A 16,534-nucleotide genomic window follows, 5' to 3' on the forward strand; every position below is an offset into this window, starting at 1 on the left:
TTGTTTTACCTGATGACGCTTTCGTAACGATTGATGAACCTGTTGAAGTTGGCCGATGCAGATAATACCCAGTTAAATAGCAGGATGCCTAATGTTGCTGTTAAAATTCCTGCTATAACATCAAGCACATAATGGTGGCTGGCATAAACGGCGGTAAACCATATCCCTACCATTACAACCCCAAAAAACCAATTGATAAGGCCAAGGCGGTTTTTAATGCCATAGTATAATACAATAACCGGGTAAGATGAGTGCAATGATGGCATTGCAGCAAACACATTTGAACCCTTTGAGTAGATGGATTTGAACAGGTTGATGTTAAAATACTTATCGAACCGTGCCAGGCCGGCTGTGTTGCCTTGTGTAAGCGGGTGAAAATTAAAGCCATGAAACTGTATATACCAAGGCGGTGCTGCCGGGTATACGTAATAAACAATAAAGCCAAGCATGTTTACCAACACAAAGGTTAGCGAAAAGTACAGAAACTGGCGTTTATTTTTAAAAAACAGGTATGCGGCAAATGCAAGCGGTACGGGGATCCAGCACAGGTAGAAAATACCGGCTGCTACATCAATAAAGCTTGTGCTTTTAAGGCGTAGGTACTCGTTAGGGGTTAGTATAGCGCCGTTAAGTTTTATACCGAACAGGCTTTTTTCTGCATCGTATAACCCTTTTACGGCAACATCATTATAATTATAGTTAGGGAACGCCTTCATATAATCAAATATCACCCAGTACACGATAAAAATAGAAAAGCCCAAAATAAACTTGCGCGTTATTACCGATGCGTAAAATAACACGTTAAATATGCCAATCAAAATCAGCTGGTCTGTTTTAAAGCCAACTAATAAGATAGATAAGATGAAGTATGCGATAGATATACCGGTAACAATGCTTATACTTTTTGCATTGACCTGTATATCACCGTCAACAGCGTTAGCCATTCTGCTTTTTAGTGAAATCTGAATTAAATATTTTGTCCCATAGCGGGGAACTTACACCGTAACCTTTGGTAGGGTCCTGGTAGTGGTGCAGCATGTGGTGTTGTTTTATGGTTTTCCAGAACGATCCTTTAAAGTTAAAATGGTGTATGGCATAATGCGATATATCATAAACCAGGTAACCTAAAATAAAGCCCGGGAAAAAACCAAAAATATAGTTTGCAGGCAGCAGGGCGTTAAACAAAAAGTAAAAGCCTGTGGCCAATGGTATGCTTGCTGATGGCGGCATCACCAGGCGCTTTGCGTCGCTTGGGTAATCGTGATGTACGCCGTGGAAAATAAAGTGTAAACGCAGCGCCCATTTAGCCTTTGGTACAAAATGGAATACAAAACGATGCATAACATATTCGGTAAGCGTCCATATAAACAAGCCTGCTACAAACAGCCAGATGTAGTTACCCATGCCAATTTGCCTGTCGTAAGCAAAGTAGCTTGAAACCAAAATAACCGGTACAAAAATTATAATGGGCACAAAGTAATGCACCTTTGATAAACTCTCTAAAAAACTACTCTTAAACATCCTCACAGATTCCTGCGAGTTTGAAACAAAATTCTTAGCCATAACACTTAAGGTTTAAAACGTTCTGTAACCTCTTTTCCCGTAACAGGGTCGGTACCCTTCATTTCTATATAAACAATATTTGGTGACCACATCGAACCTCCATCAATCTGAATAAAAATATTCTGAAGCACGATCTGTTTTTTGGCCACAGTTGCGAAGATATGATATTTTCCGTCGGCAGCCCTCATTAATGTAAGCGGAAATTTTTTGTATGACATAATTCTGATATCATACTTATCGTTACCCAATGATTTTGATGTTACACCATAAGCAAATTTACGCTGTATAAACGTTAATTCAGATGGTTCGCCATTCTTTTCTGCATATTGAAGCCAGTAGGTATGAATGGGCGAGTCCTCATCGGGTTTGCCTGTTTTTTCATCGATATTGATATCATACGACAGGGCATTGATATTTGGCGACCGCTGCAAATAAAATAAACGATTTACATTTGCGGGCGGTATTGGATATATCCGCCCATTTTCATCCGTTCGTACTCTCGTGGTATCTGTTTGTTTTACATTACGTAGGTTATGAGCATTGGCTGCCAGTTTAAAACCTGATAGCGTAAAAACTACAAATAGTACCAGTAAATGCGTTAACGGGGATTTGATCATTCTTCTTTTTCAGACAATGCCTTCTTGGCATTTACCAGCCTTTTAAAGGCAGTTAAATTTGTTAATACCGCAAGTATGGTTATAGGGAAGGTAAAGATAGACATGGTTTCGAAAACATGCCATTTAATACCCGGAACATACAGTTTATAATCGCCGCCAATGTATGATGATGCTACACCACAGGCAATAGCGCATAACCCGATGGTTACTACACGCTCGGGGCGTTGCATCAGGCCGCCTTTAGAATCAACCCCAAGGCCTTCGGCACGGGCGCGTACATAACTTACCATCATTGAGCCAATAAGCGCTATAAACGCAAATATGGAGCTTAAGAAGTAATGGTGGGCAACAAGGTAATAACAGATGCCTAAAAACATGATCAATTCACTGTAGCGGTCAAGCACAGAATCGTACAGGGCGCCAAAAACAGATTTCATGTTACCCAGGCGGGCTACCTGCCCGTCGAGCATGTCAAAAAGGCCTGCAAATAGTATTAATGCACCTGCCCAGCCTACGTAGCTAAAATCGCCGCGGTTACCGTCTTCGGCACCTATAATAAATATGGCTGCAACGCCTACATTTAAAACGAAGCCAATAGAGGTTACTGCATTAGGCGTTAACCCTACTTTTATCAGAAGTTTTACAAATGGGTCGATAATTTTATATATCCCCAGTTGCAAACTTGTGCGTACTGATGTTTGTGGTTCCATTAGTTATAAAAATAAATAAAATTAAACATATTAAAAATCAAACTTAATCTTTACCCGTATTCCCCACGGGGCAATGCCGGGGTGGTCCAGGTAGGTAAACCTTTTTACTGCATCAACCCTGATGAATTTAAAGATGTTTTCAACGCCTATGCTACCTTCCATATATGGCGTTTTGCCAAGTGCGTAGGTAATAGGTACGCCGTTCTCATCAACAGGGAACTGGTAAAGGTTTGGATGTAATGATGGCGTGCTTTGATCGCTTAAGCCACCGTACAGTGCTTTGAATGACAGCGTTTCGCGCCATTTTAATTTTTTGAACAACGGGATCTTGTTAAAGAAAAACCCGCCGAAGTGCTGGTCTATATTGATCGCTACCGAGTGATCGCTCACAAACTCCAGGAAGTTCATTAAGTTGTATGAATCGATAACGTAGGCGAAAGTTTGGTTGGCACGGTGGATGTTAAGCAGGGGGTAAGGTACCTGCCCAAAGGTTTTTGAACCCTCTAAAACCACATCGGCAAAGCCAAAAGGGGCTATGTAAAAGCGTTTATCGCCACGGAAATCAAACTTCCTGTACCCGTACTCGCCACCCAGCGCGTTTTTTAAACCCAGGGTAAAATCTAACGACAAGATAGGATATTGGTTAATAATTGGCGCGCGGAAAAGCTTGCCCTGGTAGTATTGTTCATGCGGCGCATAACGGATGCCCGCGCTTACTTCGCTTGTGGTTAAATGCTGAAACTGATCAGTAGCTACGGTATTGATAAAAGGATAAAGGCTTCCCGCAGGTGTCTGTGTTAATTTCCGGAGGCCAAATTTGAATGATAGATGGTTCTCAAATTCGGTCACATAATCTAAACGGTAGGCATCGTAATACAGGTACTTATCGTTTTTACCGCGTTTAAATGACAGCAGAAAATTATCTTCCTGTGCAAACTGCAGTTCCTGCCCCGGTATTTTGGTATCCCGCTGAAAACTTGCACGGATGTAGTTTTGCGGGAAACGGTAAATGCTTTTATTGTTTAACGAGTACGAGGTTGCAAATTGATATTTCAATTTTTCATCCTTAAAACCATATGCGGTGTAGCCTTCAAAAAATATACGTTTGCTAAAGTCGGCAGTAGTACGGCCACCCACGCGCAACCTTAAACCCTCTACCGGGTTAAAGCTGTAAAATGTGCTGGCGGGGCCAACCTCAAACTTGCCAAAGTTTTTAAAACCGGCAAACAGCAGGTTAATAATATCGGCCGTACGCCTGAATGATGGCATATGTACCAGGCTATCAATATTCTTATAAACCTTTGATTCGGCAGTTGTAAGAGTATCCAAGCGGTTCTCTGCCCAGAAACTCTCGGGGCGGTTACGCAACTCTTCATCTCCCAGTTCGGGCCTTGCCTTGTACAAGGTGTCCTGGTGCGGTATGTTAACCGCGTAATTCTTGCGGGTGAGCGTTCGGGTACCAAATAAGCCGCTTTTTCGCTTTTCTGTAATGCCAAAATCGGCAAAGGTGTTGCTTCTGCTCAGGTGATAGCGGCCATCAGGGTTCAGTTCAAAATCCTGGTCAACGTTCATGCTGCGCACAAAGTTTACGTTGATGTTTTTGTTTATCCTCAGGCCCGCTCTCTGCACAGCGTAGTTACCATCAAGGGTGATGAAGATCTGGCCCTCAAAAAGGATATCGTTGGTATTACGCGGCGTAAAACTAAGTTCTACCAGCTTTTTACCATTATCAAGCGTAACCGTATCGGTAATAAAAAATTTGTAGAAGGTAGGGGCGCTGTTAGCTATCGGGCTCAAAAACTGGCGGCCTAATAGTAAAATGCTGTTATCGTAAATATCAACCTTTTCGTAAAGGTGTTTAAAGTACTGGCCAACACCTTCGGTATCAAAACCCGGCCCAAAATCTACTGATTTTTCGCCCAGTATCACCTCACGGGTTACCTCTGGGTTTTTGCGATAATATACTTGCGATAGCCTTTCTTTCAGATAAATGGGGAGCAGGGTTTTGCCTGGGTAGGTGGTGCTGTCCTTATTTTCGAACATGAACTTATACTTGCGGAAAAGCCTTTTCTCTTTAACCTTATCAGATATATTGCTGAGCGAGAACTGCATTTTATCGTACTCTTTGTACTCTACAAAATCGTATGCCTCGGGTCGGTTCTTCTCTTTATTTTCAATAACCTTGCGTATTAAAGCTACAGCCGGGTTATCATTAACATATTTTGTTTTTTTAGCGGTTTTAATAGTTACCTGGCCCAATTCTGTAGATGAGGGAATCATCCGGATGTTAAGTACCTGCTCAATACCCGGTGCTACATTGTAGGTAGCATCCTTAAACCCTATGTAACTTACTTTTATTTTTGTTTGGGGCTGAGTAGAAGTTAATTTGTAATAACCCTGGCCATTGGTGGTTACGCCAATGGTGGTGCCTGCAAAAGATACCGACACAAACGGAAGGCCATCTTTATTGCCGCCATCGGTAATTTTACCGCTTACAACAGTAACCTGTGCCTTTACGGCAACACTTATCAGTAAAAAAAGTACAAGAAAGAAAAACTTATACGTGTATTTAAAAACCATTAACCTTATTCAATATTATGCAAAAACAAACTTTTTCTGAAGGAAATAATTGTAAGTTATCCCAACAGTAAACGATACCAGAACCTTTGATATTTTATAATCTAACCCAATAAAATGCGTAACTACAAATACGCCACCAGTATTAAGGGCTACATTGCCACCCCAAACCAACATATATTTGAAGGCTTGTACCGGGATGGTTTTTTCTTTACGTTTTTTAAATACCCAAACCCTGCCTAACGCAAAGTTTGTTACGCCGCCAACAATGGTTCCGATCAGGCTTGCTATAACGTACCAAAGGTAGAAAAATTCCTTGCAGACTATTGTGGTCAAAAAGTCAAATAAGGATGCTATAAAGGATGACGCCTGAGCCTTAACAAATGTTGCCATTCACGTTTAAATATGTCCGGCTTTTGTTTTGTTTTTGATCTTGCCGTAAGATCTTAGTTATACCGCTTGCTTTATAGCAATTATCAGACCATGTAACTAACTCATTGTTACTATCTACGTAAATAAAGCTATCGTAGTATGAACTAAAAAAACAACCTCGGGGTGAGGTGCGTTTCCGGTCGCGAATATCGTCATTTTAAGCGAATTTCCTTTAAATAAAAAAACCGGTTACCGCCATGTAAGGCAATAACCGGTTTTCTTATTTAAAACGGTAAATTATTGACCGGCAAACATATCGTCATAATAGTCAAGGCCCAGATGCGTGATCAGGTCTTCGCCCATTAGGTAACGCAAGGTGTTTTCCAGTTTAATAAGTTGTTTAAAGATGTCATTCTCGGCATGTAAACCCGGCGCGGTTTGCGGCGATTTAAGGTAGAATGATAACCACTCCTGTATACCGCTCATGTTAGCACGTTTAGCCATATCGCAAAATAAAGCTAAGTCTAAAGCGATAGGTGCTGCTAAGATAGAGTCGCGGCAAAGGAAGTTGATCTTGATCTGCATTTTGTAGCCTAACCAGCCAAAAATGTCAATGTTGTCCCAACTTTCTTTGTTATCGCCATGCGGAGGGTAGTAGTTGATACGGATCTTGTGGAAGATCTCGCCATAAAGCTCAGGGTTATCTTCAGGGCGTAAAATATCTTCTAATACACCAAGTTTTGATACCTCTTTAGTTTTAAAGTTATCAGGATCGTCAAGTACCAAACCATCGCGGTTACCCAAAATGTTGGTAGAGAACCAGCCATGTACACCTAATGAACGTGCTGCAAGGCCTGGTGCCAATACAGTTTTCATTAAAGTTTGGCCGGTTTTAAAATCTTTACCTGCAATTGGTGTTTTAGTTAGTTTAGCTAACTCAATCATCGCAGGGATATCAACAGTTAAGTTAGGAGCGCCGTTTGCAAACGGTACACCAAGTTTTAAAGCTGCGTAAGCGTATATCATGCTTGGTGCAATACGTTTATCATCATCTTTTAAAGCTTGCTCAAATGCTGCTAAAGTTTCGTGGATCTCAGAACCTTCAAAGTAAACCTCGGTTGAACCACACCAAACTAATACTACACGGTCAAGGCCGTTATCTTTCTGGAAGTTTTTAATGTCTTCCATAACTTGCTGTGCAAGCTCATAACGGGTACCGGTTTTAATGTGGGTACCATCAAGGTTTTTAGCGTAGTTTTTATCAAACGCGGCCTTCATAGGTACAATTGATTCTAAACCTTCCCTTACTGAATCTAACAGGTCGCGCTCAAGTACTTTTGCGTTTACAGCTGCCTGGTAAACGTTATCTTCGTACACATCCCAGCCACCAAAAACAACATCGTTAAGGTTAGCCAATGGTACAAAATCTTTAATTTTTGGATGACGGGCTTCGGTACGTTTGCCTAAACGGATGCTACCCATTTGGGTTAATGAACCTATTGGTTGCGATATGCCTTTTTTTACAGCTTCAACACCGGCAATTAGTGTGGTAGCTACTGCGCCTAAACCAGGTATTAAAATACCAAGTTTACCTTCTGCAGGTTTAATGTTAATTTTCATTACTTGTTTTTTGTTTTAAGGATAATGCAGCTATTATACAACACGTAGGGGGCATGTTATATGATAGTTTTCTTGTTTACTGTTTGTATTATAGTAGTGCCAAAGCACGGTTACTATCTTTTTAGTGCAATTAAAGCATACATAACCCAACTTTAATTGAGGGGCAAAAGAATATAAATTTTGTTTTAAAAACTTATATTTTTATAAAGTTTACAGGCAGATGAAGATTGACTGTTTTATAAGGCCTTTTCGTATATTCTGTAGGTTTTGTACTGGTCGCCGCCAATGGCTTCAATAGCACGGTTTACCATATCATTGTTTTCAAGTGTCCATGATGCTTCGGCGTATTTTAAGCCCTTACGCCTGTATTCTTTTATAATGCTGCCATAAAGGCTGGCTTCGATACCTAACTTGCGGTAACCATCTATTACACCCAAAAGCATAATACGTATACCGGTGATCTTCTTTTTGTTTAATAAAAGCTTAAAGATACCTGTAGGCAATAACCGGCCTTTTTTAATGGTTTTAAGGATCTGGTTAATATCTGGTATTGCTACACCGAAGCCAACAATTTTACCATCCTGCTCGGCCACTAAGGCAAAATCAGGGTCTAATATCATTTTAAGGTCTTTTGCTGTGTAGTCAAACTCCTCATTGGTCATGGGGAAAAAGCCAAGGTTTTTATCCCATGCTTTATTATATACATCGCGCAGGGCATTAGCCTCCTGCTTAAAGTTCTTCAGGTTTATTTTACGGATAACAATGTTGCTGTTACGTTTAAGCCGATCCTGCAACATATCCAGCATCCTTAATGATTTATCGTTGTAGTTAGCGCCATCCCAGTACCAGGCCAGCAGGTCGGTTTGTTTTTTGAAACCGGCATTTTCCAGTAAGGTGATGTAGTATTCGGGGTTGTAAGGCATCATTACTACCGGCGACCGGTCAAACCCTTTAATCAAAAGGCCGCAAACCTCGTTGGTGCTTGGGTTTACAGGGCCAACAATATTAGTGGCACCTTTTTGCTTAACCCAATCAATAGCTGCATTAATTAATAAATTTGCTGTCTCCTGATCATTAATAACATCAAAAAAGCCAAAAAAACCATCGCTAACGTTGTTAAACGCGTTGTGATTGGTGTTGAAAATTGCTGCGATACGCCCAACAACCTTATCGCCATCATAAGCTAAAAAAGTTTGTAATGATGAATGTTTGTGAAAAGGGTGCGTGGTTAGCAGGTCCTTTTGTGCAATAAATAGTTCGGGTACGTAAAGTGGGTCGTTTTTGTACAGATCATGCGGGAAGTCAATAAAAGTAGCAAGTTCTTTTTTCGACTGTACCGGAACAATTTTTTTCATTGTTGATGTTGGGTTAATACCGGTACTATGCAGGCAGTAGTACCGGTATATTTAAAGAGTTTATATATTTTCTTTAATAGTACTATTAGTTACGCCTACCACTTTAAATGCCTGTATAAGCTTTTCTACTGCTTCATCTATCTGTGCAAATGTGTGTGTTGCCATTAATGAGAACCTTAACAATGATGAATCAGACGGAACGGCAGGGGATACAACCGGGTTAACAAATACACCTGCGTTTTGCAGATAATTAGTTACCTGGAAAGTTTTTGCGTTATCGCGGATATATATAGGTAGTATCGGGCTTTCTGATGCGCCGATATCAAAACCTTCGTCGGTTAATAATTTAACGGCGTAGTTGGTGTTGTCCCAAAGTTTTTGGATACGTTCCGGTTCGGCTTCAATAATATCAAGGGCTGCAATTACGCTGGCTACCGAGCCCGGGGTCATGCTGGCGCTGAACATTAGTGAACGTGCGCGGTGTTTAATATAGTCGATAGTATCATGATCGCTGGCGATGAAACCACCAAGTGATGCCAATGATTTACTAAAGGTGCTCATAATAAGGTCAACCTGGTTGGTTAAGCCAAAGTGTGATGCTGTACCTGAACCGTTATGGCCAATTACACCTAAACTGTGTGCATCATCAACCATAATGTTAACGCCGTATTTGTCGGCAAGCTCAACAATTGCAGGCAATTTAACAATATCGCCTTCCATGCTGAAGATACCGTCAACAACAATAACTTTTACGGCTTCTTCCGGCAGCATGCTTAGCTTGCGTTCCAGATCAGCCATATCATTATGGGCATATTTAATAACTTTTGAGAATGACAGACGTGTACCATCAATAATTGAGGCGTGGTCGTATTCGTCAAGTATCAAATAATCGTTGCGGCCTGTGATGCATGATAAAACCCCAAGGTTTACCTGGAAACCGGTACTAAATAATACTGCTGCTTCTTTGCCGACATACGCTGCAAGACGATTTTCGAGTTCGATGTGAATATCAAGTGTCCCGTTTAAGAACCTTGAGCCTGCACAACCTGATCCGTACTTGTCAATTGCCTTTTTTGTAGCTTCTTTTATTTTAGGATGGTTCGTAAGACCTAAGTAGGAGTTTGAACCAAACATTAAAACACGTTTGCCGTTTATGATCACCTCGGTATCCTGACCAGACTCTATTGGCCTGAAAAAAGGATACAGTCCCTGTGCCCTGATCATATTTGCATCCTGGAACTGGGCAATCTTCTCGTGTAATTTTTTAACCATTTATAAACACTGCTTAAATTTTTTGTAAAAATACCATGAATAAGCTTATAACTTGCATGGAGAATGTAAATTTTTTACACACTACCTTAATAGTACGTTAATATACTTCCATCAGGCAAATTAATTAAATTTTTTATTTATTCCCCACCACTATTTTACATTTTGTTTGAAAAAGTTGAAAATCGTGCCAATTATCATTCAAATCTCCTAATTAGGTAAAATTTCTGTTGTGTGTTTTTTATTAAAATAGAATAATCTCATATTCGCATCCCTGTTAATAACATCGAAAATAAAGAGAACCTTTCTTTAAATTTTTCGTTTTTATATGTTACTTTCAATCATTTATGAAAAAACTACGCTACTTATTCCTCTCTAATATACTAATTTTTTCGCCGGTAATACTATTTGCCCAAACGGCTTCAGATACAACAACTGCTGTAGTAACGTTAAAACAAAGTATTGATTTTGCCCTGCGTAACCAACCACAACTTAAACAGGCAAATATTGACGAGCAAATTAACGAACGCGATATTAAGATAAGTTTATCAAATTGGTTGCCACAAATTAGTACAACAGGCCAGTATCAGCATTATTTTCAGAGGCCCGCACAGGTTGCAGCTGGTACCGGAACAGGGACAGGTAGCGGTTCAGGACAAAATTTAGCTATAGCCCATAATGTATCCAGCCTGGGCGCACAGGCCAGCCAGGTTATATATAATAACGATGTGTTACAAGCATCGCGTGCATCAAAATATTCAAGGCAGTACTATAAGCAGAATACCGAAAGCAGCAAGATTGATGTTGTATCTGATGTGAGCAAGGCATTTTATGATGTACTGTTATCACAACGCCAACTGGATATTATTAAGGAGGATATTATAAGGCTTCGCCGCAGTTTAAAGGATGCCTATTCCCGTTACCAGGCAGGTGTGGTTGATAAAACAGACTATAAACAAGCAACCATCGCATTAAATAACTCGCTTGCATCGCAAAAGCAAATACAGGAAGCTATAAAAAGCAAAACCGCTTTATTGAAACAGATAATGGGTTTTAACCCCAACAGGCAGTTAAGCCTTTCATATGATTCGGCACGTTTACAAAGCGAGGCTGTTATTGACACCAACCAGGTTTTAAATTATACAAACCGTATTGAATATCAATTACTGCAAACGCAAAAAAACTTGCTTAACTTAAATATATCCTATTATAAATGGGGCTGGCTGCCATCGTTATCTGCCGTTGGCGGATATAGCCTGGGGTACTTTAATGATAGTTTCTCTAAAATGTATAAGGATGCATTCCCAACATCATTCGCAGGGCTTTCTTTATCTATCCCGATTTTTACAGGTGGTAAACGTTTACAAAACCTGGCCAAGGCACGCTTACAGGTAGAGCGTTCAGATCTTGACCTGGTGAACAGCCGTAACGCAATTAATACAGAATATACACAGGCGCTGGCAAATTATAAAAGCAGCTATTATAACTGGCAAACGCTTAACGAGAACGTTACACTTGCCAAAGATGTATATAAGGTTGTAGACCTGCAGTACCGCGAGGGGATTAAAACATACCTTGATGTTATTGTATCGCAAGCCGACTTGCGCACAGCCGAACTGAATTATTATAACGCACTGTTCCAATTACTATCAAGCAAAATAGACCTGGAAAAAGCTTTGGGTACATTGCCAACAGAGTAAAAAAAATTATCATCATCATCACACATTCGACAACTTATAACATGAAAAATACATATATCTACTGCATTGCTGCCATGGCATTACTAACAGTTTCGTCATGCGGTAGCAAAGGGCCTAAACAGGATGCTGCGCCGCCTGCAACACCGGTAAACGTTACTGAAGCAAAAAAGGCCGATGCCATATATTATGATAAATACCAGGGAACCGTTGTTGCATTAAATTCAGTTGAATTACGCAGCCAGGTTAGCGGCTTTATTACCGGCATATTTTTTAAAGAAGGTGACGTAGTAACTAAAGGTGCACCATTGTATGAGATAGACCGCCGCAAATATGTAGCTGCTTATGAGCAGGCCAAGGCCAACTTATTAAGTGCCAAAGCAAACCTGAGCAAAGCACAGAAAGATATTGACCGCTATAACATGTTGTTGAAAAACGATGCGGTAGCGCGCCAAACGGTTGACCAGGCTACCGCTGCGTTCGAAACCAGCCAAAGCCAGGTTGCTGTTGCGCAGGCAGGTGTTTCTTCTGCCGCTACGGATCTTTCTTATGCTACAATAAGGGCACCATTTACAGGCCGTATAGGCATATCACAGGTTAAACTGGGTGCGCAGGTTTCGCCAGGTACTACATTGTTAAATACAATATCAACAGGTAACCCCATTGGTGTTGATGTTGTGATAAACGAACAAGACATCAGCCGTTTTTATAAAATACAAAAAGCAGGTACCGATACCACTTTCAGGTTACAGTTGCCGGATGGAACAACCTTTAACAAAACCGGGAAGATATTTGCTATTGACCGCGGCGTAAATGACCAAACAGGTACTATTAAAGTGCGTGTACAATTCCCAAATGAACATGATGAACTGAAAGACGGAATGAGCTGTGTATTGCAGGTACTTAACGATAACTCGGGCGACCGCGTGCAGATACCTTACAAAGCGATAACCGAGCAGATGGGTGAATTTTTTGTGTTTATATCTAAAGATACCATTGCCGAACAACGTAAAGTAAAGATAGGGCAGCGCATTCAAAGTAATGTTATTGTGTTGGATGGCGTTAAACCGGGCGAAAAGGTTATTACCGAAGGTTTCCAAAGGTTGCGTGATGGTGGCAAGATAACCCTTGGCCCGCCTGCTGGCGCTGCACCGGCAGGGAAAGATGGTAAAAGTGCACCTGCTGCAAAATAATTAATTGGATATATCCCATAATAGGATAAGCTAAGCGGGGTATTTACCCCGAAATACATAAGCAAAAGACATAAATAATGATCGCAGATACTTTTATAAAACGCCCGGTAACCGCAATTGTAATATCGCTGGTAATACTGATCGTTGGGATGCTGGCCATATCGAGCCTTCCAATTGGGCAATACCCGGAAATTACACCGCCAACGGTACAGGTAACCGGTACTTACACCGGTGCCGATGCTTTAACAGTTGAGCAAACCGTAGCTACACCGGTAGAGGTACAGGTAAACGGTACCCCGGGTATGACCTACCTGCAAAGTAATAGCACCGGCAACGGTGCCATGAGCATGACCGTTAACTTTGAGGTTGGTACCGATATTAATAATGCCGCGCTTGATGTGCAGAACCGTGTAGGTATTGCTTTACCAACCCTGCCGCAAGAGGTACAGCGTTTAGGCATGATCGTGCGTAAACGTAACCCAAGTATATTAATGCTTGTGGCTATGTACTCGCCAAAAGGAACGCATGATGTAACTTTTACAGATAACTATACCAACGTGTTTATAAAGGATGCGTTACTGCGTACCAAAGGTGTGGGCGACGTATTTACCCGTGCTGACGATTTTAGTATGCGGTTGTGGTTAAAGCCGGATAAGCTGGCCGCTTTAAATATGACGGCGGCAGATGTTACCGCTGCTTTAACCGAGCAAAACGCGCAGGTAGCAGCAGGTACGGTAGGTGCAACCCCGCAAATGAAAGGGCAAACCTTTGAATATTCTGTATTGGTTAAAGGCCGTTTAACAGATAAATCGGAATTTGAGAATGTTGTTGTTAAAACTATACCACAAACAGGTGCTGTTGTGCATTTAAAGGATGTAGCCCGTGTTGAGCTTGGTAAATTTAACTACTCAGGAAACTCATTTGTTGATGGTAAAAGAGCATCGTATCTGTTAATATACCAGGCGCCGGGCAGTAACGCTATAGAAACTGCCGATAACGTAACCGCTACCATGAACGAGCTTAAAAAAGCTTTTCCTACTGATATTGATTATGTTGTCCCTTTTGAGTCGGTTACGGTAGTAAAGGTGTCCCTTCACGAGGTTATCGAAACTTTGGTTATAGCCCTTGCACTTGTAATTGTGGTAGTGTTTTTATTCCTGCAAAACTGGCGTACAACCCTTATCCCGGTACTGGCTATCCCGGTATCAATTGTGGGTACGTTCATTTTCTTTATCCCGCTGGGCTTTACCATTAATACCTTAACGCTGTTTGGGTTTGTACTGGCCATTGGTATTGTGGTAGATGATGCCATTGTGGTGGTAGAAGCCGTACAACATTATATGGACGAGAAGGGCATGTCGCCTAAAGAGGCCACGGAACATGCCATGCGCGATATATCTGCACCGGTAATTGCCATAGCGTTGATTTTGGCAGCTGTGTTTGTGCCGGTAGGTTTTGTACCGGGTATAGTTGGCCGGTTATATCAACAATTTGCTATCACCATCGCCATATCGGTATTGATCTCGGCATTTGTAGCATTATCGCTTACGCCTGCATTATGTACCATATTATTACGTCCGCATAAAATAGATGAAAAATCGGGCGGTTTAAACAGGTTTTTCTATGTATTTAACCAATGGTTTGACAGGGTTACCGGCCGTTATCGTAACGCGGTAGATAAAGGTATCAAACACTCCAAATTCATTGTTATAATCCTTGTATGTATTATTATCGGTACCGTGCTCTTGTTTAAAGGAAAGCCATCAGGGTTTTTACCGCTGGAGGATGAGGGGCGTATTTACGTAACTTACGATTTGCCTGAAGGTTCATCAACCGAACGCACAGTTACCGTTTTGCACGAGATGATGGCTGTATTGGATAGCGTACCCGCTATTAACCACTACGCCGCTTTGGGCGGGTTAAATGCGGTTAACTTTGCTACAAAATCAAACAGCGCAACCATATTTGTCCAATTGAAACCGTGGGATGAGCGTAAAGACAAAAAAGACCAGTTAAATGGTGTTATTGCAACATTACAGGGTAAACTGGCCAGGTTTAAAGAAGCCAGTGTGGTTGTGATCTCTCCGCCGGCAATTCCGGGTTTAGGTAACACGGGTGGTTTCTCTTTTATACTGCAGGAGAAAGAAGCAGGTGGCGATATTAAAAACTTTGAAAAGGTGTTGAATACTTTTGTGGCCGCTGTAAATAAACGCCCCGAAATTGCCAAGGCTTTCACATTTTTTGGTGCGCATACACCTGCTTACCAGTTAACAATCGATAGGGAAAAAGCTAAAAAATTAGGTGTTAAAATATCTGATGTGAACAACACCCTGCAAACCTATATGGGTAGTTCATATATAAACGATTTCACCGTTTATGGACGTAACTTTAGGGTAGTTGCCCAGGCCGATACAAATTATCGTACTAATATTGACAATATAGGGCAGTACTTTGTGCGTAACGAAGCCGGTGCTATGGTGCCACTAAGCACACTTACTACTTATAAGGTAATAGAAAATGCCCCGTTAATATCACACTATAACCTGTTCCGTTCTGCCGAGATAAATGGTAGCACCAAACCGGGCTTTAGTAGCGGCGACGCTATTACCGCCCTAAAAGAAGTTGCTGCCGAAACACTTCCGCAAGGTTATGGTTACGAGTTTTCGGGTTTAAGCCGCGAGGAGTTGTTATCGGGTTCAAAAACCGTTTACATATTTGCATTGTCAATAGGTTTCGTGTTCCTGTTCCTGGCTGCCTTGTACGAGAGCTGGTCTGTACCGTTTTCGGTACTTCTTGCTGTACCGCTTGGTGCGTTTGGTGCTATCCTGTTCCTTTGGTTTAAACCGGGGCTTACCAATAACGTTTACGCACAGATAGGTTTGATAACGCTGATAGGTTTGGCTGCCAAGAATGCCATCCTGATAGTGGAGTTTGCCAAAGAGCGTGTGGACAGGGGGATGAACCTCGAAAAAGCTACGCTGGAGGCAGTAAGGCTACGTTTAAGGCCTATTGTGATGACATCGATGGCATTCATCCTGGGGGTTTTACCATTGGTAATTGCATCTGGTGCGGGCGCACAGGCACGCCAAACAATTGGCTGGACAGTGTTTGGTGGTATGCTTGCCGCAACATCACTGGCTATATTTATAGTGCCGGTATTGTATTACATCATTACCAAATTCTCCTATGGCGAAGCCAAACTCGCCGAAATGGAAAAAAGTTACAAACCGGATCCGGAGATAGACCCGGAAGTTTAAAAGTAAAATGCCCCTTATTTAAGGGGCATTTTACTTTTAACACCATATTGGCATGAAATACAGATGAAATTTACCGCTCCCAAAACGTGTTATATAGATAACACTATACACTTCTGTAGCCAATCAAACACGTAAATTATGAAAGCTGGTAAAAATAATATTATATAAATTTAATAGGTACATCATTTACGAAACAGTGCATAACCAAGTTGATTATCAGTATATAAAAGCCATTTTTATAGTTAAAAAGATGGTTTTATTTCTACATAATAGTGTTTAATTATTAAAAAATAAAGGGCTATGG

General features: G+C 41.2%; 12 protein-coding genes. 3 read left to right on the forward strand and 9 right to left on the reverse strand.

Annotation, left to right across the window (positions count from 1 at the left end; genetic code table 11):
- Positions 1-5: 5 nt before the first annotated feature.
- From IDJ75_RS16210 to spt, 9 genes are all read right to left on the reverse strand, one after another.
- Positions 6-944, reverse strand: a complete 939-nt coding sequence (locus tag IDJ75_RS16210) for a phosphatase PAP2 family protein (RefSeq protein WP_191176659.1) — start codon at positions 942-944, stop codon at positions 6-8.
- Positions 937-1,563, reverse strand: a complete 627-nt coding sequence (locus tag IDJ75_RS16215; RefSeq protein WP_191176660.1) for a sterol desaturase family protein — start codon at positions 1,561-1,563, stop codon at positions 937-939. The genes IDJ75_RS16210 and IDJ75_RS16215 overlap by 8 nt, the downstream gene beginning before the upstream one ends.
- Positions 1,564-1,568: 5 nt before the next feature.
- Positions 1,569-2,180, reverse strand: a complete 612-nt coding sequence (locus IDJ75_RS16220) for a DUF4833 domain-containing protein (protein ID WP_191176661.1) — start codon at positions 2,178-2,180, stop codon at positions 1,569-1,571.
- Positions 2,177-2,890 (reverse strand): CDP-alcohol phosphatidyltransferase family protein, encoded by a 714-nt coding sequence (locus tag IDJ75_RS16225; RefSeq protein WP_191176662.1) that lies wholly within the window; start codon positions 2,888-2,890, stop codon positions 2,177-2,179. Before IDJ75_RS16225 ends, IDJ75_RS16220 begins: the two co-directional genes overlap by 4 nt.
- A gap of 30 nt (positions 2,891-2,920) precedes the next feature.
- A complete protein-coding gene (locus IDJ75_RS16230) occupies positions 2,921-5,470 on the reverse strand; it encodes a DUF5686 and carboxypeptidase-like regulatory domain-containing protein (RefSeq protein WP_191176663.1) in 2,550 nt (849 codons plus the stop codon).
- 15 nt (positions 5,471-5,485) lie between these two features.
- Complete coding sequence (locus IDJ75_RS16235) at positions 5,486-5,860, reverse strand: GtrA family protein (protein WP_191176664.1); 375 nt, start codon at positions 5,858-5,860, stop codon at positions 5,486-5,488.
- A 276-nt stretch (positions 5,861-6,136) separates the two neighbouring features.
- On the reverse strand, positions 6,137-7,459 hold the full coding sequence (locus tag IDJ75_RS16240) for an inositol-3-phosphate synthase (protein WP_191176665.1): 1,323 nt from the start codon (positions 7,457-7,459) through the stop codon (positions 6,137-6,139).
- 236 nt (positions 7,460-7,695) lie between these two features.
- Positions 7,696-8,814 (reverse strand): hypothetical protein, encoded by a 1,119-nt coding sequence (locus tag IDJ75_RS16245; protein WP_191176666.1) that lies wholly within the window; start codon positions 8,812-8,814, stop codon positions 7,696-7,698.
- A gap of 60 nt (positions 8,815-8,874) precedes the next feature.
- A complete protein-coding gene (gene spt, locus IDJ75_RS16250) occupies positions 8,875-10,086 on the reverse strand; it encodes a serine palmitoyltransferase (protein WP_191176667.1) in 1,212 nt (403 codons plus the stop codon).
- A 344-nt stretch (positions 10,087-10,430) separates the two neighbouring features.
- Between spt and IDJ75_RS16255 the strand changes: the two genes are divergently transcribed.
- The 3 genes from IDJ75_RS16255 (at position 10,431) to IDJ75_RS16265 (ending at position 16,230) form a co-directional block, all read left to right on the forward strand.
- Positions 10,431-11,783, forward strand: coding sequence for a TolC family protein (locus IDJ75_RS16255; RefSeq protein ID WP_191176668.1), 1,353 nt, complete (start codon positions 10,431-10,433; stop codon positions 11,781-11,783).
- 41 nt (positions 11,784-11,824) lie between these two features.
- A complete protein-coding gene (locus tag IDJ75_RS16260) occupies positions 11,825-12,973 on the forward strand; it encodes an efflux RND transporter periplasmic adaptor subunit (protein ID WP_191176669.1) in 1,149 nt (382 codons plus the stop codon).
- 77 nt (positions 12,974-13,050) lie between these two features.
- Positions 13,051-16,230 (forward strand): efflux RND transporter permease subunit, encoded by a 3,180-nt coding sequence (locus IDJ75_RS16265; RefSeq protein WP_191176670.1) that lies wholly within the window; start codon positions 13,051-13,053, stop codon positions 16,228-16,230.
- Positions 16,231-16,534: the final 304 nt, after the last annotated feature.

This window comes from Mucilaginibacter rigui, assembly GCF_014773275.1.
In the GTDB taxonomy this organism is placed as follows: Bacteria; Bacteroidota; Bacteroidia; order Sphingobacteriales; family Sphingobacteriaceae; genus Mucilaginibacter; species Mucilaginibacter rigui_A.

Excerpts from the sequence above, each read along its gene's own strand:
- IDJ75_RS16210 (WP_191176659.1), bottom strand. The coding sequence starts at position 944 with ATGGCTAACGCTGTTGACGGTGATATACAGGTCAATGCAAAAAGTATA.
- IDJ75_RS16215 (WP_191176660.1), bottom strand. The coding sequence starts at position 1,563 with ATGGCTAAGAATTTTGTTTCAAACTCGCAGGAATCTGTGAGGATGTTT.
- IDJ75_RS16220 (WP_191176661.1), bottom strand. The coding sequence starts at position 2,180 with ATGATCAAATCCCCGTTAACGCATTTACTGGTACTATTTGTAGTTTTT.
- IDJ75_RS16225 (WP_191176662.1), bottom strand. The coding sequence starts at position 2,890 with ATGGAACCACAAACATCAGTACGCACAAGTTTGCAACTGGGGATATAT.
- IDJ75_RS16230 (WP_191176663.1), bottom strand. The coding sequence starts at position 5,470 with ATGGTTTTTAAATACACGTATAAGTTTTTCTTTCTTGTACTTTTTTTA.
- IDJ75_RS16235 (WP_191176664.1), bottom strand. The coding sequence starts at position 5,860 with ATGGCAACATTTGTTAAGGCTCAGGCGTCATCCTTTATAGCATCCTTA.
- IDJ75_RS16240 (WP_191176665.1), bottom strand. The coding sequence starts at position 7,459 with ATGAAAATTAACATTAAACCTGCAGAAGGTAAACTTGGTATTTTAATA.
- IDJ75_RS16245 (WP_191176666.1), bottom strand. The coding sequence starts at position 8,814 with ATGAAAAAAATTGTTCCGGTACAGTCGAAAAAAGAACTTGCTACTTTT.
- spt (WP_191176667.1), bottom strand. The coding sequence starts at position 10,086 with ATGGTTAAAAAATTACACGAGAAGATTGCCCAGTTCCAGGATGCAAAT.
- IDJ75_RS16255 (WP_191176668.1), top strand. The coding sequence starts at position 10,431 with ATGAAAAAACTACGCTACTTATTCCTCTCTAATATACTAATTTTTTCG.
- IDJ75_RS16260 (WP_191176669.1), top strand. The coding sequence starts at position 11,825 with ATGAAAAATACATATATCTACTGCATTGCTGCCATGGCATTACTAACA.
- IDJ75_RS16265 (WP_191176670.1), top strand. The coding sequence starts at position 13,051 with ATGATCGCAGATACTTTTATAAAACGCCCGGTAACCGCAATTGTAATA.